The sequence below is a fragment of the Actinomadura rugatobispora genome, from assembly GCF_042656285.1.
Lineage (GTDB): Bacteria > Actinomycetota > Actinomycetes > Streptosporangiales > Streptosporangiaceae > Spirillospora > Spirillospora rugatobispora.
Genome location: NZ_JBHSON010000030.1, coordinates 1 through 22,818 on the forward strand (window position 1 = coordinate 1; position 22,818 = coordinate 22,818).

16 protein-coding genes and 1 pseudogene are annotated in these 22,818 nt (G+C 72.4%); 9 read left to right on the forward strand and 8 right to left on the reverse strand.

All coding sequences use genetic code 11. The features are described from left to right. Together ACFPZN_RS21635 and ACFPZN_RS21640 are read left to right on the forward strand one after the other, a co-directional pair. Positions 1-294 (forward strand): annotated as a pseudogene (locus ACFPZN_RS21635) (ABC transporter ATP-binding protein); the annotation flags it as partial. Between the two features lie 314 nt (positions 295-608). Beyond that, positions 609-1,301 carry a haloacid dehalogenase type II gene (locus ACFPZN_RS21640; RefSeq protein ID WP_378283887.1) on the forward strand — a complete coding sequence of 231 codons (693 nt, stop codon included), beginning with the start codon at positions 609-611 and terminating at the stop codon, positions 1,299-1,301. A gap of 80 nt (positions 1,302-1,381) precedes the next feature. Here ACFPZN_RS21640 and ACFPZN_RS21645 read toward each other — a convergent pair whose 3' ends face one another. The 4 genes from ACFPZN_RS21645 to ACFPZN_RS21660 form a co-directional block, all read right to left on the reverse strand. Then, positions 1,382-2,386, reverse strand: a complete 1,005-nt coding sequence (locus tag ACFPZN_RS21645) for a MerR family transcriptional regulator (protein ID WP_378283888.1) — start codon at positions 2,384-2,386, stop codon at positions 1,382-1,384. Between the two features lie 6 nt (positions 2,387-2,392). Continuing rightward, on the reverse strand, positions 2,393-3,061 hold the full coding sequence (locus ACFPZN_RS21650) for a HEAT repeat domain-containing protein (RefSeq protein WP_378283889.1): 669 nt from the start codon (positions 3,059-3,061) through the stop codon (positions 2,393-2,395). Positions 3,062-3,416: 355 nt separating this feature from the next. Continuing rightward, positions 3,417-3,788, reverse strand: coding sequence for a group I truncated hemoglobin (locus ACFPZN_RS21655; RefSeq protein ID WP_378283890.1), 372 nt, complete (start codon positions 3,786-3,788; stop codon positions 3,417-3,419). Positions 3,789-3,948: 160 nt separating this feature from the next. Further along, positions 3,949-5,619 (reverse strand): phosphatidylglycerol lysyltransferase domain-containing protein, encoded by a 1,671-nt coding sequence (locus tag ACFPZN_RS21660; protein WP_378283891.1) that lies wholly within the window; start codon positions 5,617-5,619, stop codon positions 3,949-3,951. A gap of 365 nt (positions 5,620-5,984) precedes the next feature. On the opposite strand from ACFPZN_RS21660, the gene ACFPZN_RS21665 reads away from it, so the two are divergent. The 6 genes from ACFPZN_RS21665 (at position 5,985) to ACFPZN_RS21690 (ending at position 13,513) form a co-directional block, all read left to right on the forward strand. After that, the gene (locus tag ACFPZN_RS21665) at positions 5,985-6,809 is read left to right on the forward strand and encodes a universal stress protein (protein ID WP_378283892.1); all 825 of its coding nucleotides are present in this window, start codon (positions 5,985-5,987) and stop codon (positions 6,807-6,809) included. 124 nt (positions 6,810-6,933) lie between these two features. Beyond that, positions 6,934-8,925, forward strand: coding sequence for an APC family permease (locus ACFPZN_RS21670; RefSeq protein ID WP_378283893.1), 1,992 nt, complete (start codon positions 6,934-6,936; stop codon positions 8,923-8,925). Between the two features lie 137 nt (positions 8,926-9,062). Then, entirely contained in the window at positions 9,063-10,298 is a 1,236-nt protein-coding gene (locus ACFPZN_RS21675; protein WP_378283894.1) for a DUF418 domain-containing protein, read from the forward strand. Positions 10,299-10,676: 378 nt separating this feature from the next. Next, positions 10,677-12,125, forward strand: coding sequence for a rifampin monooxygenase (rox, locus tag ACFPZN_RS21680; RefSeq protein WP_378283895.1), 1,449 nt, complete (start codon positions 10,677-10,679; stop codon positions 12,123-12,125). A gap of 40 nt (positions 12,126-12,165) precedes the next feature. Continuing rightward, complete coding sequence (locus ACFPZN_RS21685; RefSeq protein ID WP_378283896.1) at positions 12,166-13,044, forward strand: TIGR03619 family F420-dependent LLM class oxidoreductase; 879 nt, start codon at positions 12,166-12,168, stop codon at positions 13,042-13,044. 31 nt (positions 13,045-13,075) lie between these two features. Then, positions 13,076-13,513: a nuclear transport factor 2 family protein gene (locus ACFPZN_RS21690; protein ID WP_378283898.1), complete on the forward strand. Its 438-nt coding sequence runs from the start codon at positions 13,076-13,078 to the stop codon at positions 13,511-13,513. A 49-nt stretch (positions 13,514-13,562) separates the two neighbouring features. On the opposite strand, the gene ACFPZN_RS21695 is transcribed toward ACFPZN_RS21690, so the two are convergent. Beyond that, a complete protein-coding gene (locus ACFPZN_RS21695) occupies positions 13,563-16,895 on the reverse strand; it encodes a DUF4132 domain-containing protein (protein ID WP_378283899.1) in 3,333 nt (1,110 codons plus the stop codon). A gap of 180 nt (positions 16,896-17,075) precedes the next feature. Here ACFPZN_RS21695 and ACFPZN_RS21700 point away from each other — a divergent pair, with 180 nt between their 5' ends. After that, entirely contained in the window at positions 17,076-19,424 is a 2,349-nt protein-coding gene (locus ACFPZN_RS21700) for an NACHT domain-containing protein (protein WP_378283900.1), read from the forward strand. Here the strand turns inward: ACFPZN_RS21700 and ACFPZN_RS21705 are convergent. The 3 genes from ACFPZN_RS21705 to ACFPZN_RS21715 are packed head-to-tail and all read right to left on the reverse strand — an operon-like array spanning position 19,405 to position 22,663. Continuing rightward, the gene (locus ACFPZN_RS21705) at positions 19,405-20,439 is read right to left on the reverse strand and encodes an LLM class F420-dependent oxidoreductase (protein WP_378283902.1); all 1,035 of its coding nucleotides are present in this window, start codon (positions 20,437-20,439) and stop codon (positions 19,405-19,407) included. The genes ACFPZN_RS21700 and ACFPZN_RS21705 overlap by 20 nt on opposite strands. Continuing rightward, positions 20,436-21,560 (reverse strand): CaiB/BaiF CoA transferase family protein, encoded by a 1,125-nt coding sequence (locus ACFPZN_RS21710; protein ID WP_378283903.1) that lies wholly within the window; start codon positions 21,558-21,560, stop codon positions 20,436-20,438. Before ACFPZN_RS21710 ends, ACFPZN_RS21705 begins: the two co-directional genes overlap by 4 nt. Next, entirely contained in the window at positions 21,557-22,663 is a 1,107-nt protein-coding gene (locus ACFPZN_RS21715) for an ABC transporter substrate-binding protein (RefSeq protein WP_378283904.1), read from the reverse strand. The genes ACFPZN_RS21710 and ACFPZN_RS21715 overlap by 4 nt, the downstream gene beginning before the upstream one ends. Positions 22,664-22,818: the final 155 nt, after the last annotated feature.

A 22,818-nucleotide genomic window follows, 5' to 3' on the forward strand; every position in this document is an offset into this window, starting at 1 on the left:
AACGCCCGCAAGGTCGGCCCGATCGGCATGTCGGAGGAGAAGGACGTCTCCGAGCTGGAGGCCGAGGCCAAGATGGGCCACGACCCGGGCAAGCTGCCGCCGATCCCGCCGCAGCTGATGCCGACCGACGGCCGCGTCAGGCCGACGCAGCACGCGCCCGGCGCCTGGTGCGCGGCGCACGGCGTCGTCCCGCCGCCCGGCTCGTTCATCGACGACCTGGGCCGCAACTGGGTCGAGGAGTGGCCCCGGTACGTCTCCGCGATGCTGTCCGGCTCCGGGCGGCCTCTGGCTTAGCCGGGACGGAACCTCGGGCGTCCGGTAAGACCTGGCGAAACCGGTCGGGCCCGTCACCGAAACGGCGACGGGCCCGCCCCATCCGTGCAGAGACCCCAGGCCATGTTCCACACACGCTCTGCTGATCGTCTCCGGCCATCGTGTGTCAGCGCTTTCGTAGAGGCCTCCCAGGCGTCGTCCCAGAGTCGGCGCGGCAGCGATGAAAGTACGCGCACTATGCTCATCGGCGAGCCCGGTAGATCGCTGAGCTCTCCAACGGCTGGGTCTCCGCAGGTCCCGGGCGGTTCAGACAGAGATGCCCAGGAGCGCTTCTTGTGACTTCACACGCCGACATCGATGTGATCGTCTTCGACATTCTCGGGACCATGGTCGATGAACCCGGCGGGATCGGACGCGGCCTCCGGACACTGCTCCCGGACATCGACGACGCGAGGACGAGCGAGCTCGTCGAGGTGTGGCACGCGCATGTCGCCGAGCAACAGCAAGAGATTCTCGCGGGCCGTCGCCCTTACGCCGCCAGCACGGTGATCGACCTCGAGGCGGCGACACGCGTCGCCGCCGAGGCCGGTATCAACGACGCGGACGCGGTTCGCTCGCTGGCGGCCTCCGGGCAGCGGCTGGAGCCGTGGCCGGACTCGGTCCCGGCGTTGGACCGGCTCGCGGCGCGTTTCCCGGTGGTCGGCTTGTCGAACGCCAGCCAGGCGGCGCTCACCCGCATCAGCGCGCACGCCGGGCTTCGCTGGCACCAGGTTCTCTCGGCCGAGGACGCGCGCGGCTACAAGCCCCATCCCGACGTCTACCGGCTCGCGATCAGGAACGCGGGCTGCTCGCCGGACCGCCTGCTCATGGTCGCCGCCCATGCCTGGGACCTTCGAGGTGCGCAGGCTGTCGGGATGAGGACCGCCTATGTCGAACGTCCCGTCGGGGACCCTCCCAGTGCGACGGACTCCTTCGACCTGGAGGCGAAGAGCCTCGATGACCTGGCCACGAGTCTCAACGCGGCCTGACGCCCCGGCTTCCCGACCTGGAGCCGCAGCTGGGTCCGGCCACGCCGTCCACGACCGAGCACCTGTTCAAGCCCGCGGCGTTAGCGGGCGTTGCGCAGCTTGAGAATGTAGGTCGCAGTGAGCGCAACGGCACGGTCTTCGTCATGTGACAGATCTTCGAGGGCGCGTGACGCTGTGATTCCCGGGATATCGGCGAGCGCCTGTGTCAGCCGTCGACGTGCGGACGATTCATGCGTGCCGTGGGCGAGGCAGTCGACCAGCCTGGTGGCGATCTGATCCGCCAGCACGGGATCACTCGCCAGCGTGCTCAGTGCGTCGGCCGCATCGGCGTCGTTCGCCTCCTCGACGATCATGTCGACGAGCGTCGGGACCGCGTCGGCCACCCCACGTGCCCCGAGCGCCAGACCCGCACACCTGCGGACCACGAGGTCGGAGTGCGTGAGGGCGTCCTGCAGCAGTGCGGTCGCCTCACCGTTCGGAATCTCGGCGATGGCCTGGGCGGCGCGTTTCCGCACTTCGGCCACCGGTGAGCCAAGGCCCTCCGCCAGCAGCGGCAATCCAACATCGCCCGATTGCGCCAACGCCCACCGGAGGGCTCCGGCGACGTTCGGATCCGCCTCGCTCAACGCTGCCTCGACCAGAGCTTCCACCGGCACCGGAACCTCTTCGACCGAGGACAGGGCCGCGCGCTGGCGCTTCCCAGCGCTCTCCGACCCCAAGGCCTGGAGGAGTGCGACGATCTGGAGGACGTCCTCCCAGCCGGCGGGTTCCGCGGCACCGATCCGACGGAGTCGCGTGAGCAGCTCTGTCTCATCCGCGATGCGTTCTCGCGTCCGGCGGATGAGGTCGTCGACGAGCGCAGAGGGCGCGAAGCCGGGATCGTCCAGCGCGAACCCGACTTCACGCAGCGACAGGCCCAGTGACCGCAGGCTCTCGATATGGAAGATCCGCCGGATGTCCTCGCTGGAGTACTCCCGGTAGCCGGCCTCGGTACGCCGCGCCGGCCGCACCAGGCCGAGCGACTCGTAATGCCTGAGCATGCGGGTGCTGACCCCGGACCGTCGTGCCACGTCACCGATCAACACCGCCTGTCACTCCTCCTGGCCGGCCGGTCCCAGGGCCACGAGGCGCCGTGCCTCCTCGATCGCGAACTCGAATCCGGCATCCGGGTCGCGCAGCAGCCGTTCGGTGGCGATCGCGTGCTCACGTACGCGAGGGTCGAGACCCGTCATCGCAGCGCGCAGGGTCGGCATGACCACCTCACCGAGCGCGATCAGCGCCCGGCTGAGGCTCAACCGCGTCTCACGCCCGCCGCGCCCGAACTGTGTCGCCAGCACCGCGGCCAACTCGGATTCTGCACCGCCGGGCACGAGCACGACAGCCGCTCGCCAGGCGCTCCGCGCCACCTCGTCGTCGGCGTCGACCAGCAGCGCCCGGGTGATCGCCGGCCACGCTCGCCGATCCCCGATCTTGGACAGGGTGTGCAGCGCCTGGCTTCGTGCCTGCGCACGCTCCGAGCGCAGTTCATCGATGAGCTTGGGGACCGTCATCGACGATGGGTGGCGGGTGAGTGCCCACGTGAGCATGTCCCGCACGAAGAACTCGGGCTCGATCGCGCATCGTTCGATGAGCTTGTCGACGAACCGCGGGTCAGGGGACGTGCCGACCGCCATCGCCGCCCGCAGCCGCACCGACGGACCGCTGTTCTCCAGCCCCTGGAGGGCTCTCATCGTGTGCGTGTCCTCGTCCGGCATGGTCATCGGAACCACCTCCTCGGCCACAGTGAAGACCCTGTCACTGTGTCAAGGTCAAGCACCAGCGACCTCGCGGAGGCGTCCAACGCCAAGGCCGTGCACTCAAGGCCCCGCCTTGACCGATACCAGCGCGAACGTCGTGAACGCGACGGCAGGGCTGGGATCAACTTCCCTGGTCTCCGGCGGGTGGACGAGATCGAGCCCCACGGCCGTGACCGGTTCGACCGCTCTGGGCTCGCGGATCAAACGGGCTTCCCACCGGGATCCTCGTCGAGAACGCCGGTGCGCGGGGGCGGCCGGCGATACTCGACGGCTCCTCAAAGGCTTCCGGTGGGCCGCGGATGATCTGGGCCGGTCCCGGTCAGTTGATGGAGTGTGCGGACGCCGTGACGATGTCGGCCCGGAGCGGGGCCAAGGTCGATCCGATCGTGGCGATGGTGTCCTCGGGCACTCCCAGGGCGGTGAGGGTGTCGACCAGATGTCCCACCACGGCGTCGAAGTGGGCGTCGGCGATGTCGAGTCCGGCGTGCGCGGCGGCCATGTCCCGTCCCTCGTAGATCTGCGGCCCGCCGATCGCCGCCGCTATGAAGGCGCGCTGATGGGACTTGAGGCGCCGCATGTCCACGTCCGAGAAGAAGCCGCTCAGCCGGGGGTCGGCCGTCACCCGCGTGTAGAAGTCATCGACCGCCGCCTGGACGGCGGGCGCTCCGCCGATGGCGTCGTAGATGCTCATGGCGCATCGGTCCTTTCAGGGTCGGGAGAGCGATACCGGGGAGGTTAGGAAGCCTGAGTTTCCATCATTTGTTCGCGATCGAACACCCGCGCAACATCCCGTTCACTTTCCGTGAGCGCGTGTGTGAGGCCGAGCCGGCCGGCGCGGATCACGAAGGCGATCAACTTCTGGAGCCGTCCGGGGGCCTTCTGCCGGGGTCGAAGGGGAGGAAGCCTTCGGCGCTCAGTGCGGCCAGGCCGATGGCCGGGAGATCGGCGCGCGAACGGTAGACCAGGTAACGGGAGTTCCATTGCGGGTGGAACTTGGCGTTGAAACGGCGCAGGGAGTCCACCTGCATGCCGAAGCGGCCCTCGCCCCGGCGAAGTGCCCAGGCCGCCATCGCCTGTCCGGGTCCCCTTTGGGTGGCCTCGTCCAGCAGGGTGCGGAACGCGGCGAAGTTGAGCGAGATCTGGGTGACACCGTGGGCCCCGGCCCAGCCGACCATGTCGATGATCATGCGTTCGTTGACGCCGTTGGGGGCCGCGGGCAGGCGCCGCATCGCGTCCAGGGACAGCATCGTGCCGCGCCGGCAGGGCACGTAGCGCTGGAAGGCGACCGGCCGGGACGTGGCGTCGCGGCAGACGATCAGCACGCAGCCGGGGAACGCGCCGGTCAGCAGGTCGCCCAGGGCCATGGAGAACCCGAACTCGCGGTAGGCGCCGCGCTGCGCGGCGGCGATGTCCAGCACCCGGCGGCGCAGATCGGCGGGGACCTCGCCCTCGCGCAGGATCTGGGTGGTGATCCCGAAGTTGCGGGTGCGGCTGACCGCTTGGCGGACATTGCGCATCGCTCTGCCGGTCAGATCGAAACGGCTCACGTCGATCATCGCCTCGTCCCCGATGTAGATCGACCGCAGCCCCGCGTCCAGGTAGATCGGCAGCAGGTCCTGCCGCAGCCCGATCACCGCGGGCCGCCACCCCGTCCGCCCGCACAGGCCGAGGAACTCCCGGACGGCGGCGGGGAAGGCCGCGGGCGCGCCCACGGGGTCGCCGGTGGCCAGGGCCACGCCGTGCACGTATCTCATCCCGAGGGCGGCCCGCCGGTCGCCGGAGAACACCCAGCTCTTGTCGGTGCGCAGGATGAAGGGATCGAGCGAGCCGCCGTCGGTCCGGCCGAGGAGCCCGGCGAGCTCCGCGCGTTCGGTGGCCGGGCCGACGCCGCGCAGAGCGATCGGGGCGAAGGCGGCGGCCAGCAGGACGGCGAGGGTGAGCCCGCCCACGACGGTGACCGATGCGGGGAACCACTGCCCGAAACGGCCGGTGATGGTCAGCGGCCCCGCCATCCCGACCAGACGTGCGGCGACCTCCTGCACCGCCCCGCCCACCGTCAAGCCCGGCCGGACCTCGGCCGAGCGCAGGGCCAGGCCCGCGATCCCGTACAGGAAGTCCAGGGTCACCACCACGATGCCCAGCCGCGCCACCGAGCCCCATCGGGCCGGGCCCAGGCCCACCACGAACAGCCGCCGCCGCCAGACCAGCACGGCGGCCAGCGCCAGGGTGATCGAGGCGCCCGGCACGTCCAGGCCGTCGAGCACGTGGACGAGCGTGGCCACGGCGAGCAGGATCAGCGTGGTCCGCCAGGCCAGCCGCCGCCTGCCGGACACGCCGCGGCCCAGCAGGATCAGTCCCAAGCCGATCAGCGCGATCGATCCCGCCGCCCAGTCCATCACTTCCGGCGCCAGCAGCCCCTCGACCACGCGCAGGTGCCCCCGCCACTGGGGGGAGAGCCCGGAGAGGATCGCCACGACCCCTGCCCCGGCGACGGCCGTCCCCAGCATCCTGGCCTGTGTCACCTCAGGGAACATCTTCGGCATGAACACGCCCCCGTCGCGAGCCGCGCCGCCCGCCGGTGCGGCTCCCTCATCTCCATCTTGGCCACCGAAGGCCGCCACCGGCACCGGCCCGGGGGCCCGGCGCGGTGCGGCTGCCGCGAACGTCAGCCGGCCCCTGCCCGGCGAGGGACGGTTGTTTCGGGTGAGGTGCCCGCATCGCGGGTATGTCGATCACCGCCGCCTCGGTCCACGGGGACTTGTCGCCGAGGAGGTGCCGGGGGTACGCCCGGCCGCGGAGGCCCCGGGAGGCCGTCCACGTCGCACCGGTCCACGCCGCGGACGAGGGCGCCGACGCCTTCCGGCGTGGAACCGATATCGGGGGATACATGACGAGGATGATCGTGGTGGGCGTCGACGGTTCGGCCTGCGGAACGGACGCCGCGCTGTGGGCGGCCGACGACGCGCGGCGGCGCGGTCTGGGCCTGCAGCTGGTGCACGCCGCCGTGAAGCCGCTCAGGGACGCGGCGGGGCGGGGCCGGCCGCCCGACGAAGAGGCCCTGCGCATGCTGGAGGAGACCGCGGCGCTGGTCGGCAAGGAGGCCCCGGAGGTCGCGGTGTCGTCCCGGCTGGTGTTCGGTGACGCCTCGGCGGCGCTGGGAGAGGCGGCGGCCGGAGCCGCGCTGCTGGTGATCGGCAAGCGCGGGCGCGGAGGGTTCTCCGAACTGCTGCTCGGCTCGACCGCCTACCAGGTGGCGGGGGACGCGCCGTGCCCGATCGCCGTGGTGCCCGAGGGGCAGGGGAACCCGCGCGAGCCGGGTGAGGTCGTCGTCGGCGTCGACGCCTCCGCGCACTCGGCCCGCGCCGCGGCGTTCGGGTACACCGAGGCGGCGGTGCGGGGCGGCCGGCTCCGGCTCGTCCACGTGCTCGGGGACGGGGACGACACGCGTTCCGCGGGCGACAGCCTGCCCCAGATGATCGGCCGCACCCTGGCGGACGTGCTCCCATCACCGCGGGACGCGCGCGCGAACGTCGAGATCATCGAGGAGACCCGGCAGGGATCCCCGGCCGCTGTTCTGGCCGACTCGGCGACCGGGGCCGCGTTGCTGGTCGTCGGTTCCCGGGGGCACGGCGGATTCCGCGGCCTCGCGCTCGGTTCGGTCAGCCATCCGCTGCTCCATCACGCGCCCTGCCCCCTCGTCGCCGTCCGCTGACACGGCTGGGCGGCAGGCCGCGCCGGACAGGTCGCGACCCGGGAGCGCCTGGTCGAGGCAGGGACCTTGGGCATGGAGGGACCTCCGGCAGGGCATCACGGGCGTAGTGGAAGTGAAGTGACTCGTGCGGGATGTGCTGAGGCTCCCTAAACGGCTGCTGGTGGGCCGGCCTCTGCGCAGCGCGCAGGTGGGCCGGACGCTGCTGCCGAAGAGGCTCGCCCTGCCGGTGTTCTGCAGTGACCCGTTGTCGTCGAACGCGTACGCGACCGAGGAGATCCTGCTGGCCCTGAGCCTGGGCGGCCTGGCGCTGCTGCATCTGGCGCCCTGGGTGGCGCTGGCGGTGGCGGTGCTGCTGGCCGTGGTGGTGCTGTCGTACAGGCAGACCTGCCATGAGTATCCGCAGGGGGGCGGCGCCTACACCGTCAGCCGGGAGAACCTCGGCACGAACGCCTCGCTGGTGGCCGCCGCCGCGCTGCTGGTCGACTACGTGCTGACCGTGGCGGTGTCGGTGTCGGCGGGGGTGGCCAACCTGGTGTCCGCGGTACCGTCTCTGGCGCCCCACGCCGTGCCGCTGTGCCTGGCCGCGATCGTGGTGCTGGCCGTGGTGAACCTTCGAGGAGCCCGCCAGTCGGGATTCGTCTTCGCGATCCCGACCTACGGCTTCATCGCGGTCGTGCTGGTGATGATCGTGTGGGGAGCGCTGCGGGCCGTGCACGGAGGCGTCCCGCCCGCGGAGTCGGCCGGGCTGGGCATCCGCGGTCCCGTCCAGGCCGGCGGGTTGCTGGCGGTCGCGCTGCTGCTGCGCGCCTTCTCCCAGGGGTGCACCGCGCTGACGGGGGTCGAGGCGGTCAGCAACGGCGTGCCCAGCTTCCGGCCGCCCAAGGGCAGGAACGCCGCCGACACCCTGGCGGTCATGGGCGTCCTGACGATCGTGCTGTTCGCGGGCATCACCGTGCTGGCGCTGGCCAGCCGGGTCCGCGTCGCCCCCAGCCCCGGGATGCTGACGGGCGCGCCGCCCGGCTACGCGCAGAAGACGGTGATCGTGCAGGTGGCGGACGCGGTGGCGGGGCACGCCGCCTGGCTGCCGTTCCTGGTGGCCGGGTTCACCGCGGCGATCCTGGTGCTGGCCGCCAACACCGCCTTCAACGGCTTCCCGGTGCTGGCCGGCATCCTGGGCGCCGACGGGTATCTGCCCAGGCAGTTCGCCCACCGCGGCGACCGCCTGGTCTTCAGCAACGGGCTGATCATCCTGGCGGGCGGGGCGTGCCTGCTGATCTGGGCGTTCGACGCCGCCACCACGCGGCTCATCCAGCTCTACATCATCGGCGTCTTCGTGTCCTTCACCCTCAGCCAGGCCGGCATGGTCCGGCACTGGACCAGGCGGCTTCGGCAGGGCGCCGCGGACGGCGCCGGAACCGGCGCCGTCCACGGAGCCGGCGCCGTCCCGCGTGCCCGCGCCCTTCGCAGAGCCCGCGCCGTCAACGCCTGCGGGGCGGCCCTCACCGCGCTGGTGCTGGTGGTGGTCCTGACCACCAAGTTCACCCACGGCGCCTGGATCGTCGTCATCGCCATCCCCGCGGCCTTCGTCCTCATGAAGGCCGTCCGTCGCCACTACACGCACGTCGAAGAGGAGCTCCAGCCGCCCGCGGGCGCGGTGACCCTGCCGGCCCGGGTCCACGCCGTCGTCCTGGTCACGCGCTGCGACATCCCGACCCTCGAGGCGCTGGCGTTCGCCCGCGCCACCCACCCGGACACCCTCGCCGCGGTCGCCGTCCAGACCACCGGCACCGACATCGTGACGCTCCGGCGGCAGTGGGACGACCAGCGGCTGCCGGTTCCGCTCACGATCCTGGACTCGCCCTACCGGGACATCACCGGGCCCGTGCTGGACTACGTCACCCACATCCGCAGGCGCGGCCCGCGCGATGTGGTGTGCGTGTTCATCCCCGAGTACGTCGTCGGGCACTGGTGGGAACAGGTCCTGCACAACCAGAGCGCCCTGCGGCTCAAGATCCGCCTGCGGCACCGGCCGGGCATCATGATCGCCAGCGTCCCCTGGCGGCTGGCCTCGGCCCGGAACCTGAAGCAGCCCCCCGGCCACACCTCGAACCAGTGACGGCGCTCTGCGACCGGCCTTTGTGAAGAATCAAGATCTGCGCTGGTCATAGCACAGGTAGGCGTTCCTACCATGGAGTGCATGAAAGCCGCCGCATCCGGCGCCGGGCCCATCACGACAGACTCGGACGCGGTCCCGTGAAGGCCGGTGCGGAACCCGTCCGCCGAGGACTCCACCCGCTCCACCGGCCCCCGACGCGCTCCAGCCCGCCCCTGCCGCCGGAGCGGAGGCTGGTCGGCCTGGACCTGGCCCGCGGCCTGGCCGTGCTGGGGATGTTCGCCGCGCACGTCGGCCCGGACTTCGAGGACGGGCCCGCCGGTGCGGTGCTCCAGGTCACGCACGGCCGTTCCGCCGCGCTCTTCGCCCTCCTGGCCGGGGTGACCATGATGATCATCAGCGGCCGGAGGCGTCCCAAGACCGGACGGGAGGGACGGCAGGCGGCGGTGAAGATCGCGATCCGCGCCGTGATCCTGATCGCCTTGGGCACCGCGCTGGCGATGCTCCCCACCCCGGTGGACGCGATCCTCGCCTACTACGGGCTCCTCTTCCTGCTCGCGCTGCCCCTGGTGCGGCTGCGCGCCCGGACGCTCGCGATCATCGCGGCCGTCCTCGCCGTGGTCGGCCCGCTGCTGTCCTACGGACTGCTCACCGTCCTGAACGACCAGACGTGGGCGCAGTCCTGGCAGCAGGCCATCGACGCCCACGATCCGATCAAGCGGCTGTGCGACACCGGCGTGCTCGACCTCCTGCTCACCGGGACCTATCCGGCGATGACCTGGATGCCCTACATCGTCTCCGGCATGGCCCTGGGCCGCCTGGACCTGCAGGCCGCTCGCGTGCGCCACCGGCTGGCCGCACTCGGCGCCGCGCTCGCCCTCGTCGGCTACGGCACCTCCTACCTCGTCTACCACGCCTTCCCCGCGGTCCGTGAAGCCCTCGCGACCTCCGGCTGGTACGAGTCAGGGCCGCCGACCTGGTGGCAGGGGCCCGAGAGCGGCACCGTGGACACCAGCACGCCCGCCCTGCTGCTGGTGGCCGCGCCCCACAGCGGGACGAGCTTCGAGGTCATCGGGAACACCGGCGTGGCGATCGCCGTCATCGCGGGCGCGTTCACCGTCCTCCAGTGGTCGCGCGCGCACCGGCTGCTGCATCCGCTGATCGCCGCGGGAACCATGTCGCTGACGCTCTACACCGTCCAGATCATCGTGCTCGCGGCCCTGGACTCCGACGACTCCTACGGCTCGCTGCACGTCCTGTCCGTCTTCGTCGTCACCGCCCTCGTCTCCGCGGTGCTGTGGACCCGCCACTTCCGCCGGGGCCCGCTGGAATACCTGGTCAACACCGCCACCCGGGCGGCACGACACGTCAGATAGGTCGACCTGAAGCGCAGCGCGCGAAATCGTCGCCCGCATTCCGACAATGAATGTCACGACGGCGGGCGGTCCGTCCCCAGAGAACGACAAAGGCAAGGAGCTCGCGCGCTCCTTGCCACTTTCAATATATAGCGCACCTGGGGGCTTGCGGCAAGACCCGGGGCATGCTGCAGAATCGTCGGCCGAAGCCGCAACCTGCGGAAATCAGCGATTCACCGAGCATGTGCTCATCGACATAGCGGTCTCGCCGAATGCCGGGCCGGCGGTGGACTCGCCGTGCCGCGGTCGCGGGACGCGGCGCGGAGGTACCGGTGGGCACGCCGCCGGGCCGCGGGGAGCGGACGGCCGGGGTTCCATCTCGCGGAATGGGGGATTTTCATGATCGACGTGATCGTCGCCGGCGGCGGGCCGGCCGGCATGATGCTGGCCGCCGAGCTGCGGCTGCACGGCGTGCGCGCGGTCGTACTGGAGAAGGACACCGAGCCCGGCAGGCAGGTCCGCGGGCTCGGCCTGCACGCGCGCAGCATCGAGGTGATGGACCAGCGCGGCCTGCTGGAGCGGTTCCTCGAGCACGGCCGGCAGTACCCGCTCGCCGGTCGCTTCGCCGGTATCGCCAAGCCGCTGCCGGACCGGCTGGACACCGCGCATCCGTACCTTCTCGGCATCCCGCAGACCACCACCGAGCGCCTGCTGACCGAGCACGCCACCGAGCTCGGCGCCGAGATCCGGCGCGGCCGCGAGCTGGTCGGGCTGAGCCAGGACGAGCACGGGGTGACCGCCGAGCTGGCCGACGGCACCCGGCTGCGCTCGCGCTACCTCGTCGGCTGCGACGGCGGCCGCAGCACGGTGCGCAAGCTGCTCGGCATCGGCTTCCCCGGCGAGCCCGCCACGAAGGAATGGCTGCTGGGCGAGGTGGAGGTGGCCGACCCTCGGGAGACGCTGGACGCCGCGGCGGCCGAGATCGGCGCGCCCCATCTTCGGTTCGGCCCCGCGCCCGACGAGGACGGCGTGTACCGCTTCGTCGTGCGCACCGAGGAGGTGGCCGAGGACCGCACGGTCCCGCCGACCCTCGAGGAGTTCAGGCAACGGCTGCGGGCGTTCGCCGACACCGACTTCGGCGTGCACTCACCGCGCTCCCTCACCCGCTTCGGCGACGGAACCCGGCTGGCCGAGCGCTACCGGAGCGGCCGCGTGCTGCTGGCCGGCGACGCGGCGCACATCCACCCGCCGATGGGCGGGCAGGGCCTCAACCTCGGCGTCCAGGACGCGTTCAACCTCGGCTGGAAACTGGCCGCCGAGATCGGCGGCTGGGCGCCGGAGGGGCTGCTGGACAGCTACCAGACCGAACGGCGCCCGGTGGCGGCCGACGTGCTGGACAGCACCCGCGCGCAGGCCGAGCTCGTGTCCCCCGAGCCGGGGCCCCGGGCCGTGCGCCGGCTGCTGTCGGAGCTGATGGACTTCGAGGAGGTGAACCGGTACCTGATCGAGAAGATCACGGCGATCGGGATCCGCTACGACTTCGGCGAGGAGCACCCGCTGGTCGGCCGGCGGCTGCGGGACGTGGGGCTCAAGCGAGGGCGCCTCTACGAGCGGATGCACGGCGGCCGCGGGCTGCTGCTGGACCAGACCGGCCGGCTCTCGGTCGCGGGGTGGGCGGATCGGGTCGACCACGTCGCCGACGTCAGCGAGGAGCTGGACGTGCCCGGCGTGCTGCTGCGACCGGACGGCCACGTGGCCTGGGCCGGTGAAGATCAGCAGGAGCTGCTCGTCCGGCTCGCCACGTGGTTCGGCGCGCCCGACGCCCGTCCGCGCGTCGGTGGAGGCTGAGTCATTCCCGAACTGAAACGTGTTCTATATCCTCGGGGCCATGCGGTTCACCTACGTGGAGTCCATGACCGACGCGTCGTACTACCTGCCGCTGGCCCGGGCGGCCGAGGAGGCGGGGTACACGAGCTTCGCCGTCGCCGACTCGCTGGTCTATCCGCGGGAGTCGGACGCGGTCTATCCGTACACGGCGGACGGTGATCGGGGGTTCCTGGAGGACAAGGACTTCATCGAGACGTTCACCCTGATCGCGGCGATGGGGGCGGTCACGTCCCGGATCCGGTTCACGCCGTTCGTGCTCAAGCTGGCGGTGCGGCCGCCGGCGCTGGTGGCCAAGCAGGCGAGCTCGATCGCCTACCTGACCGGCGGCCGGCTGGGGCTCGGGGTCGGGGTGAGCCCGTGGCCCGAGGACTTCACGGTGATGGGGGTGCCCTGGGAGCGGCGCGGCAAGCGGATGGACGAGGCGATCGAGGTCGTCCGCGGGCTGACGGGCGGGGGGTACTTCGAATATCACGGCGAGTTCTTCGACCTGCCCGCGGTGAAGATGTCGCCGGTGCCCACCGAGCCGATCCCGATCCTGGTCGGCGGGCACAGCGAGCCGGCGCTGCGCCGGGCGGCCCGGCTCGGGGACGGCTGGATGCACGGCGGCGGCGAGGCGGCGGAGCTGGACCGGCTGCTGGGCCGGCTGGCCGAGCTGCGCGCGGAGGAGGGCACCGCGGACCGCCCGTTCGAGGTGCACGCGATCTCGCTGGACGCGTACACGCCGGACGGGGTGAAGCGCCTGGAGGACAAGGGCGTCACCGATGTGATCGTCGGTTTCCGGCTGCCGTACGTGAAGGGCCGCGACACCGAGCCGCTGGAGCAGAAGATCGAGCACCTGGAGCGGTTCGCCGAGACGGTGATCGCGAAGTCCGGGTCTTGACCCAAAACGAGAACACGTTACAGTTTGCGCTATGGACGCGGTCACCTGGGAAGCGCCGGACGGCGACCACCCCGCGCGCCGGGCGGCGCGCGCGTCGATGGCCGCGGCCGCCGGCGGGCGCAAGCGGGAGTGGCTCGCGCTGTTCGGCCCGGACGCCGTCATCGAGGATCCCGTCGGCCCCTCGATGCTCGACCCCGAGGGCAAGGGGCACCGGGGCCCGGACGGGATCGAGCGGTTCTGGGACGAGAACATCGCCCGGGTGCGCAGGTTCCACTTCCGGGTGAGCGACTCGTTCGCCAACGGCCCCGCCTGCGCCAACGTCGTCACCATCACCACGACGCTGGACGGCGGGACCACCATGACGATCGACTGCCTGACCGTCTACACGGTCGATGACCGCGGCCTGATCACCTCGTTCCGCGCCCACTGGGAACCGGACCGCGCGATGGCCACCCTGACCTCGCCGTAGGCGGCGGTCCGGCGGACCCGCCTCCGATGAAGGGTCGCCCCGGCGATCCTCAGCTCGCCTGCTCGAGGAGGGTGTGCAGGTCGGCAAGGATCTCGGAGGCCGTGACGGGGTGGAGGTCGCCGAAGCGCAGCGGCGCGTCGCCGTCCCGTATGCGGAAGTAGGCGCTCTCGGGCCGCGCCCGGAGCCCGACGCCGTCGATGGTCTGGTCGCCCATGCCGTCGGGGTCGCCCACGGGCAGGCCGGGATCGAGGTCGATGACGACGTGGCGGCCGGGGCCGACGCGGCGGGAGATCCAGCATTCGACGCCCGCGTCCTGCGGCGCGCCCCGGTCCCAGCCGCGCCCGGTCAGGCCGAGGAGGACGCGGGCCGGGACCTTCAGGCCCGCGAAGCGCTCCAGGTGCCCGGCCTCGCGCTCGGCGCCGGTGAGGGTGTGGACGGTACGGGCGAGCTGCCGGAACGGCTGGAGGATCTCGTAGTCTGCCAGCAGCTCGCTCCAGGCGGGGACGGTGCCGCCGAGGTCGAGCGGGTGGGCGATGCCGATCAAGGCCCGGTCGGGGAGGGCGAGGGTGTCGTCGGCGGCGTCGGCGTAGGTGCCGTCCTCGGCGACGCGGAAGGCGATCACGCGGCCGTCGTGTTCCGCGAGCCAGACCAGGCGCCCCACGAGATGGCGGACCAGGGGATGCCCGGCGAGGAGGTCGCGGAACTCGCCTAGGGGCCAGCGGCGGCGGGTGACCATGGCCGTTTCGAGGCGGGTGACCAGGTCGGCGGCGACCGTGCGGACGTCCTTCTTCAGGGCCGAGAACCGTTTGTGGGCGGCGGGCGCGAGTTCGGGGTCGTCCTTGGCACCCGGCTTGGGAAGCGCGCGGCGGGCCTTGCCGTCTTCATCGGTGATCGTCGGCCTGAGCTGCTCGTCGAAACCGACCGTGAAGCGGCGCGGGCCGTAGTCGAGGGTGAGGGTGCCGGAGGCGTCCAGGCCGAAGTCCGGGACGAGCCGGTCGGCGAGCTGGTCGGGGGTCAGTTCGAGCCCGGCCGCGACCTCCCCGATCTTCTCCTGGGCGCGGCGCTTGAGCGCCTTGAACTTCACCCGTTGCGCGATCGCGTGCAGGTGCATGAGCGCCGTGTCGGTGCCGATCGCGGCCAGGACGTCCAGGCCGGTCACCGCCTTGGAGTGCCCGCCCTCCCCCGGCCACGCCCGGATCACCGGGGTGAGGCGGCGGACGGTCTCGTCATCACCGGTCAGGGCCAGCTGGGTGAGCGCCCAGCCGTCCTTGGACCGGGCGCCGCACGTCTCCCACCAGCGGAACAGCGCCCAGCCGAACTCGGCGAGCGAGTCGGGGTCGCACAGCTCGCGGACGGCGTGAACGCCCGCGTAGGCGTCGCCGGGCTTGGACATCGCCAGCATCGTCAGGACGTGCCCGGTGGCTCCGTCGGGGAGGGCGTGCGCGCGGTCGCGCAGAAGGATCTGCGGGAGCACCCGCGGGTCGGCCCAGTCGGCGGCCGGGATCTTGCCGGGCAGGTTGTCGAGGGGGTCGGCGGCGAGCATGGCCTCGATCGCGGCGGCGGCCTCGCCGCCGTGGACTCGGGCCGCCTCGAAGATCGGCTCCGCGCCGTGCCGCGCGGCGAGCATGCGCAGGGCCGCCTCGGCGGCGCGGCGGGCGGCGCCGGCCTTGCCGAGCGCGTCTGGGAGGAGCGCCGGGACGGCGGCCAGGCCGTGCCGGGTGAACCAGGCGCGGGCCGTCCGCCCGGCGTCCTTGAGGCGGGCGAGCCAGTCGGCCATCGTCCGCACGATCTCGTCGCTGAGCAGCGGCAGCAGGATCCCGGCGGCGCCGGCGGGGTTGTGGCGGGCGGCGAGCAGGGCGGCGCCGGCGGCGTCGGCCTCGAAGCGGGCGACGACGACCCGCATCCAGGCGGACGGTTCCCAGACGTCCGGGGGCTCCCAGCCCGCGAGCAGGGGTCGGGCCAGGTCCTCCGGGCCCCTGACGAACAGCACGGGCTGCTGGTGCGGCGCCAGCGTTCCGGCGGCGAACTGCGCGGCCCGCTCCTCGTGGTCGAGCGTGTCGGCCCACAGGAAGGGCGTCTCGGCCAGCCACGCCTCGCGCTCGCCCGGCTCCCAGGCGACGGCGCGGTGGCCGGGCGAGGGCAGGTGCTGGATGACGACCGGCCCGGTCTTGGCGCGGGGACGGGTCCACGGCGGGTCGGACAGCAGCGGCGGCAGGTCCGCGGCCTCGGGAAGGCGCGCGTTCGCGTCCAGGACCGCCCGGATCGCCGTCTGCGCGGCCGCGGGAAGGCCGGGGAGCATCTCCTCGGCGAGGCCGGGATGTGCCCGGACGTGCGCGGACAGCAGGTCGGCGGCCTGCGGGGCGGCCGCCCCGGGCAGCAGGCGCATCGCGCGGGCCGGGAAGCGGCGGGCGGCGGCCACCACGGCGGACGGGACGTCGGGGCGGGCCACCCTGTCGGCGAGGGCCTGGAACGCGGCGTCCGACGGCAGCGCGGCGAGGACGTCCACCATGGTGCGCAGGACGTCGGCACCGCAGTACGGTTCGTCGGCGGCGCCGGCCAGCAGCGGCACGAGGGGCTCGAAGCCGACCCCGTCGACCAGCGTGGCGATGACGTCCAGGCTGCGGTAGGCGAAGTCGAGCGGATCGGGGAACGCGGCGAGCTGGTGCGGTTCGCCGAGCGCGCACAGCAGCATCCACCGCTCCCCGCTGCCCCTGTTCGCGAGCCCGCCCGGGTTGGCGCACAGCTCCTCCACCCAGTCGCGGCGGGTCGGCGCGAGGTAGGCCCCGACCAGCCGCTGCAGCAGGTGGTCGCGCCGCCGAGCGAGGCCCTCGACGGCCTCGGCGTACACCTCGTCGGAAGAGGCCGCGAGGTGCATCCGCAGCCACCGCGCGCTCTCGCGGCTCAGCGCGAAGGGGCTCCACGTCTCCGACACCGGCCCCTCCGCGATGCCGTTCCACCGGCGTCCCCTGTCGACGACGTCGAAGTCGGCATGCATGCCGCCCAGCTCCGCGAAGGCCGCGGCGGCGAAGGGGACGCCGTGGTCGGCCGTCCACACGGTCGTGAACAGGCGATCGTCACTGCGCGACAGCCCGTTCAGAACGGCGGCGGCGAGCGCGACCGCCGCCGCGCCGCGCGGGTCCGGCTCGCCGCGCAGGTGGGCGCGGGCCGCCTCGGCGGTCGCCGGCGGAGTACCGGGCAGCGCGAGGATGTCCTCGATCTCGTCTCGGACGCGGTCCACCAGTTGCCGCACCTTTCCGGCGGCGGCCGGCGCGGGGGCGGGCGGCGCCGGCACACCCGGGCGGTCGCGGCGAGGGTGGTGGACGCGGCGCCAGGCGTCCGGCACGACCAGGGCGTTCTCGTCCGATCCTGCGAGTTCGGTCATGTCGACGTACCGTAGACGAGATCACCGACAGAGCCGCCGGGTCGGATGACGTGGTCGCGGCGCTGCTCGCCCCCGTCCTCCTCGTGGGACCGCCACGCGAAGAACCGCTGAGCGACGCCGATCCCCTCTCCGCTCTATTGTGATGATCATGCCGTTTTCTTCGTCGTACCGAAGGCCGCCGTGAGACGGCGGTCGCCCAAGTGGGCGGTACCACTGGTGGTGGCGGTCCCGCTGATGCTGGCAAGCGCGCTCTACCAGTGGACCCTCGGGCTGGAGAAGGCCGACCAGTTCGGCGGGGCGCTGGCGCTGCCGGTGGGGATCGTGACGGCTGGGTTGGCGGTGTCCGCGCTGGTCGTGGCCGTCCAGGCTCTGCGCCGCGACCACCGCGAAGATGACGACGAGGCGTTCCGAGCCCTGGCCGAAGCCGTCCGGGCCCAGTGGCGAGACGAGGAACGGCTGCGGCTGCCGGGCAACAGACCCCTGGTGATCGGCTGGTCGCAGACGCGGCGGCGGGTGCAGGCCGCGCGGTCGGCGGTCTTCGGCGAGGGCACCGGCGGTCACGGCCGGGACGGCGAGGGCGCCGAGCTGGCCGACGCGCTGCTGGAGTTGCGGCACCGGCAGCTGGTGGTGATCGGGGAACCGGGGGCGGGCAAGACGGCCCTGATGGTGCGGACGCTGCTGGAGTTGTTCACCCGTTCCGAGCTGGACCGAATCCCGGTGCTGTTCCCGCTGTCGGCGTGGGATCCCAAGATCGGCCTGAACACGTGGATGGCCGGACGCCTCGCCGAGGACCACGGCCTGGCCCCGGAGACCGCGCTCGGCCTCATGAGCCGGATTCTGCCCGTCCTGGACGGCCTGGACGAGATCCCCTCGCCCCTGCGGCCCAAGGCGCTGCGCGGCATCGACCGGGAGCTGAGCGACCGCCCGTTCCTGCTCACCTGCCGCAGAGACGAGTACGAGACGGCGGTGAGGGACTCCCGCGCGTTCCTGTCCCGTGCCCGCGTGGTCGAGGTGGAACCCATCGACCCGGAGGACGCCATCGCGTTCTTCAGCGACGCCGAAATGGAGGGCGAGAATCGCTGGGACCCGATCGTCCGGCACCTGCGCGAGCATCCCCGGAGCCCGCTCGCCAGGGCGCTGGAAACCCCCCTGATGGTCGACCTGCTGCGCGCCGTCTACCGCACCCGCGCCGAACCGCCCGCCGAACTGCTGGACACCGGGCGTTTCCCCGACCGCGAGTCGATCGAGCACCACCTGCTCAACAGCCTCATTCCCGCCGTCTACTCCGACCGCGACCCCGACCGCCGCTACCGGCCCGACCGCGCCCGCCGCTGGCTGACCACCCTGAGCAGGCACATGGCCGCCTGGGGAACACGCGACATCGAGCTGTGGCGCCTGCGCTCGCCGGCGGTCCCGGTTCTGGTCGGCCTGATCCTGGCCTACGGCGGGTGGAGGCTGGGCGAGCTGGTGTTCGACTGGACCGGCGGGCTGTGGCTCGCGGCGGCACTGGGCACGGCCGGAGCGGTCACCGCCCTCATCCCCGGTTCGGAGGTCCCGGTGAACGCCCGGCACGCGGCCGAAGCGGGCACCCTGCTGCGCTGGAACGGCATCGTCGCGGTCGGCTGGACCGCACTGGTCGGCGGCCTGACCGGCAGCCTGGTGGCGACCCTGCTGGCCGACCACCACGACCTGGCCGGCACCGGCTGGGTGCTGGCGGCCGTGTTCGCGCTCAGCGCGGCGCTCAGCACCTCCTGGGGCGCGTACCACATCTCCCGGCTGTGGCTGGCGCTGCGCGGCCGGCTGCCGTTCTTCCTCATGCGGTTCGTGCAGGACGCCCACCGGAACACCGCCGTGCTGCGCCGGGTCGGCGCGGTGTACCAGTTCCGCCACGCCCGCCTCCAGGACGCCCTCATCGCCCAGACCCGCGATGAGGGCCGCGAGCCGCGCCGCCTGCCCGGTTGGATGCGGATCGTGTCGGGCAACTGGCTCAGGACTCCGATGCTGCGCCTTGGCGCCTTGGTGGTCACCGCGTGCGCCGCGTTCTGGGGATTCGCGTTGCTCGCCAAGGCGGACGCGGTGTCGGTCGTCGCGGGATCCCAGCCGAGGGTGATCGATACGCCCGTCTGCATCGTCGGCGACCCCGTCCAGCCCTGCGTCCGCGACACGACCCTCGCGTGGGAGCGGCTGCGCGCCGGGCAGCCGCACACCACCACCTTCGAGATCCTCGGCGGCAGCCGCGCCCCGGTGAGCTCGTGGCGAGGGGGCTGGTCGGCCGAGGGATGCCGGGGCTCCGCCGTCGACGCGGCGATCACCGCCGGAGGAGCGACCAGCCGGAAACGCCTGACGGCCGGGCGATCGAGCTCGGACTGGTCCTGGCCGCAGACGGACCGGAACACGACACGCTTCACCCTCACGCTCACCCGGGTCGACACCCGGCCCTGCCCACTGACGGTCAAGTGGCAATCACCAGGAGTGTCCCGCGACCCGTTCTACGCCTTCTGGCAACGAATCAAAGGCCGAGACGGATAGCGATCTTCCGCAGGTGCGCGAACTGGCGAGCCCGCTCGTCGTTGTCGGTCGACACGGGCGACAGGTTCATCTGGTCCACACCCGCTGCGGCGTAGGCCGCCACTCTCGCCTCGATGTGGTCCGGTCCCCCGACGAGCGAGATGCTGTCGACGAGCGTGTCGGGGACGGCCGCGGCCGCCGCGTCCTTGGAGCCGCCGAGGTAGAGATCCTGGATCTCGTTCGCGGCGGCGCCGAAGCCGAGGCGGGTCACCAGCCGGTGGTAGAAGTTCTTGCCGCGGGCGCCCATTCCGCCGATGTAGAGGGCGAGGGCGGCGCGAACGCCGGCGCGGGCCGCCTCGAGTTCGTGCTCGTCGTCGCTGAGGAAGAACTTGGCGTCCGCGATGACCCGGAGGTCGGGCAGGAGCGGGTCGCGCTTGGCGCGTCCCTCCGCGAGGGACTCGCCGAAGACCTCGTCCGCGAGCTCGGGGTGGTAGAAGATCGGCTGCCACGCCTCGAACAGCTCCGCGGCCAGGGCGATGTTCTTCGGCCCCAGGGCCGCGAGGGTCATCGGGATGCTCGGTCGCACCGGCGGGCTGACGGGCTTGGGCGACGTGGGCGGCACGTCGTGGTGGCGGCCGTGCGGCTCGGCCCTCTCCCGGCCCCACGCCTGCCGGCAGATCGCCACGACCTCCCGGGTGCGCCCGAGCGGCGCGTCGAACGGGACGCCGTGGAAGCCCTCGATGACCTGGGGGCCGCTCGACCCGACACCGAAGGAGAACCGGCCGCCGGAGACGTGGTCGAGGCCCGCGGCCGTCATCGCGAGGAGCGCGGGCGTGCGCGAGTAGATGTTGAGGATCGAGGTCGCGAGCTCGACCCTGCTGGTCCGGGCGGCGATGTAGCCGAGGTGGCTGACGGCGTCGAAGGTGTACGCCTCGGGGACGGTGACGACGTCGAGGCCCCCGTCCTCCAGTGCCTGGAGCCCTTCGACCGACTGCTTGAAGCCGTCCGCGTGCGGGATCGGCATTCCGAACTTCATCGGGTATCGGCTCCTGGAGAGCGGAGGTCCCGTGGTGCGGCTTCGCGCCAGCGGCGCAGTGCGTCGTCGGCCGAGAGGCGGGTCGAGGGGGGCAGGTACGACGCCTCAGCGCCGGCCTCGCGCGGGGCGGCCGCGGCCAGGACGCCGTCGGGGTCGTTCCGGAGCACCGAACGTGCGGCCATGTGGGGGTGGGTCGAGGCCTCGGCCATCGTCAGGACCGGCGTGACACAGGCGTCGGTTCCCTCGAACACCGATTCCCAGTGGTGGCGCGGACGGCTCGCGAAGGTGCTCGCGAGGAGCGACTCCAGCGCCGGCCACTGGGCCGGGCAGTCGCGATCCGGGAGGTCCGGGCCGGTCAGCCCGAGGCCCTCGAGCACGGCCCGGTAGAAGGCCGGCTCGAGGGCGCCGACGGCCATCCAGCCGCCGTCGGCGCAGCGGTAGGTCCGGTAGTACGGCGTGCCTCCGTCGAGCAGGTTCGCGGCGCGCCGGTCCTGCCAGCGGCCGTCGGCCTGGAGCGACCAGATCAGCTGCATCAGGCTGCTGGTCCCGTCGACGATCGCCGCGTCGATCTCGCAGCCCTCCCCGGTGCGGCCGCGCCGGACCAGCGCGGACACGACACCGAGGACCAGGTAGGCGGACCCGCCGCCGAAGTCGCCGACGAGGTTGAGCGGGGGCAGCGGCCGGTCGCCGCCGATGGCGTGGAGCGCGCCGGTGAGCCCGATGTAGTTGATGTCGTGACCCGCCCGGCCGGCCCAGGGGCCGTTCTGGCCCCAGCCGGTCATCCGGGCGTAGACCAGTCCCGGGTTGCGCGTGCGGAGTTCGTCGGGGCCGAGCCCCATCCGCTCGGCCACCCCCGGCCGGAAGCCCTCGACCAGCACGTCCGCGGCCGCGCCCAGATCGCGGACCCGTCGAACGTCCTCCGGTGACTTGAGGTCGGCGGTGATGACCGTCCTCCCCCGGCGCGTGGCGTCCCAGGCCCGCGCGTCCGGCTCCTCACCGGATCGCTCGACCCGTACGACGTCCGCGCCGAGGGACGCGAGCAGCATGCCGGCGTGCGGGACGGGACCGATGCCGCCGAGCTCGACGACACGGACGCCGTCCAGGGGGGCGCCTGTGCTCATTTGACGACGGAGGCGCAGCTCGCCGCGGCTTCGGTGAACCGGGCGTCGATGAGGCCCGCGGAGTCGAGCGGCTTGTCGTACTCCAGCTCGCCGCGCTTGAGGGCGAACGCCTGCAGGTCGTCCGCGAACTTCTCCGTTCCCTCCATCGAGAACGACGGGTCGAAGGCGAGGAGGGCCGACTTCTCGATCGTGGACTTGTCGACCTCCTCGGCGGCCGCGAGCAGGCGCACCGTCTCGGGGTTCTTGCGGTAGTCCCCCTTGAGGTACTGCGTGGTGACCTTGCTGAGCACCTGGACGAACTTGACGGCGACCTCGGGCCGATCGAGGAGCCCCCGGCCGGCCATGATGGCGGTGCCGGTCACGCCCGGCGCGTAGCCCGCGATCGGAACGAGGTCGGGGTTCTTGGCGGCCTCGACCTCGAGGGGAGCGGAGATCCAGGCGGCCGTGACCGCACCGTTCGCGAGTGCGTTCAGCGCGTCGGGGCCGACCAGCGGCGGGGAGAGCTTGACGTCCTTGATGCCCAGACCCACCTTGCTCAGCGCGGTGTCGAGGATCAGTCCGCTCACGCCGGTGCCACCGGTGGGAGTGCTGACCTTGGCGCCCTTGAGCTTGGAGAGGTCGGGGGAGGTGGCACTGCCGACGACGTCCTTGCGGGACCAGTAGCCGGGCACCGGGGTGCCGGCCGGGATCTTCTGCTGGTCGTCCATTGGCACGATCCAGCGAACGTCGACCTTGTCCTTCAGCGTGTTGAAGTGGGCCGAGCTCAGCGAGGTCATCTGCGCGTCGAGCTGACCGCGGGCGACCAGCGGCAGCGATTCGGCGCTCGGGATCTTCTGGATCTCGACGTCGATGCCGGCCTTGTCGAACGCCCCGGTCTGGATGCCGAGCAGGAGCGGCGCGAACACGGCGAGCGGGGAGCTCATGCCGATCTTGATCGTGCCCTTGGTGCCGGCGGCCGGGCAGATCGCCGCTCCCGACTTCTTGTCCGCCCCGCCGGCGCCGCCGGCGCCGCCCTGCGGGCCGGCGCAAGCGGCCAGGGCACCCGACAGCACCAGCAGTGCGGCGGCGGCAGCGGTCGCCGAACGACCAGGAAGTCGACGCATCGTGGTCCTCTCCTCGTCCATTGCTCATTTCCTACAATGGAATTTCATTTCAGTGGGTGCAATCCTGTGATCGCGGTCACTGGTCTGTCAAGGGCTGTGCCGAGATTCGGCCGCATCCGCCGAAGGGGAGGTCACCCCGGCCGTCCGGCCGGACC

Bases quoted from the DNA above. Each gene is read 5' to 3' on its own strand.
- ACFPZN_RS21685 (WP_378283896.1), top strand. From the start codon at position 12,166: ATGCGGTTCACCTACGTGGAGTCCATGACCGACGCGTCGTACTACCTG.
- rox (WP_378283895.1), top strand. From the start codon at position 10,677: ATGATCGACGTGATCGTCGCCGGCGGCGGGCCGGCCGGCATGATGCTG.
- ACFPZN_RS21705 (WP_378283902.1), bottom strand. From the start codon at position 20,439: ATGAAGTTCGGAATGCCGATCCCGCACGCGGACGGCTTCAAGCAGTCG.
- ACFPZN_RS21695 (WP_378283899.1), bottom strand. From the start codon at position 16,895: ATGACCGAACTCGCAGGATCGGACGAGAACGCCCTGGTCGTGCCGGAC.
- ACFPZN_RS21655 (WP_378283890.1), bottom strand. From the start codon at position 3,788: ATGAGCATCTACGACGCCATCGGCGGAGCGCCCGCCGTCCAGGCGGCG.
- ACFPZN_RS21715 (WP_378283904.1), bottom strand. From the start codon at position 22,663: ATGCGTCGACTTCCTGGTCGTTCGGCGACCGCTGCCGCCGCCGCACTG.
- ACFPZN_RS21710 (WP_378283903.1), bottom strand. From the start codon at position 21,560: ATGAGCACAGGCGCCCCCCTGGACGGCGTCCGTGTCGTCGAGCTCGGC.
- ACFPZN_RS21650 (WP_378283889.1), bottom strand. From the start codon at position 3,061: ATGACCATGCCGGACGAGGACACGCACACGATGAGAGCCCTCCAGGGG.
- ACFPZN_RS21665 (WP_378283892.1), top strand. From the start codon at position 5,985: ATGACGAGGATGATCGTGGTGGGCGTCGACGGTTCGGCCTGCGGAACG.
- ACFPZN_RS21690 (WP_378283898.1), top strand. From the start codon at position 13,076: ATGGACGCGGTCACCTGGGAAGCGCCGGACGGCGACCACCCCGCGCGC.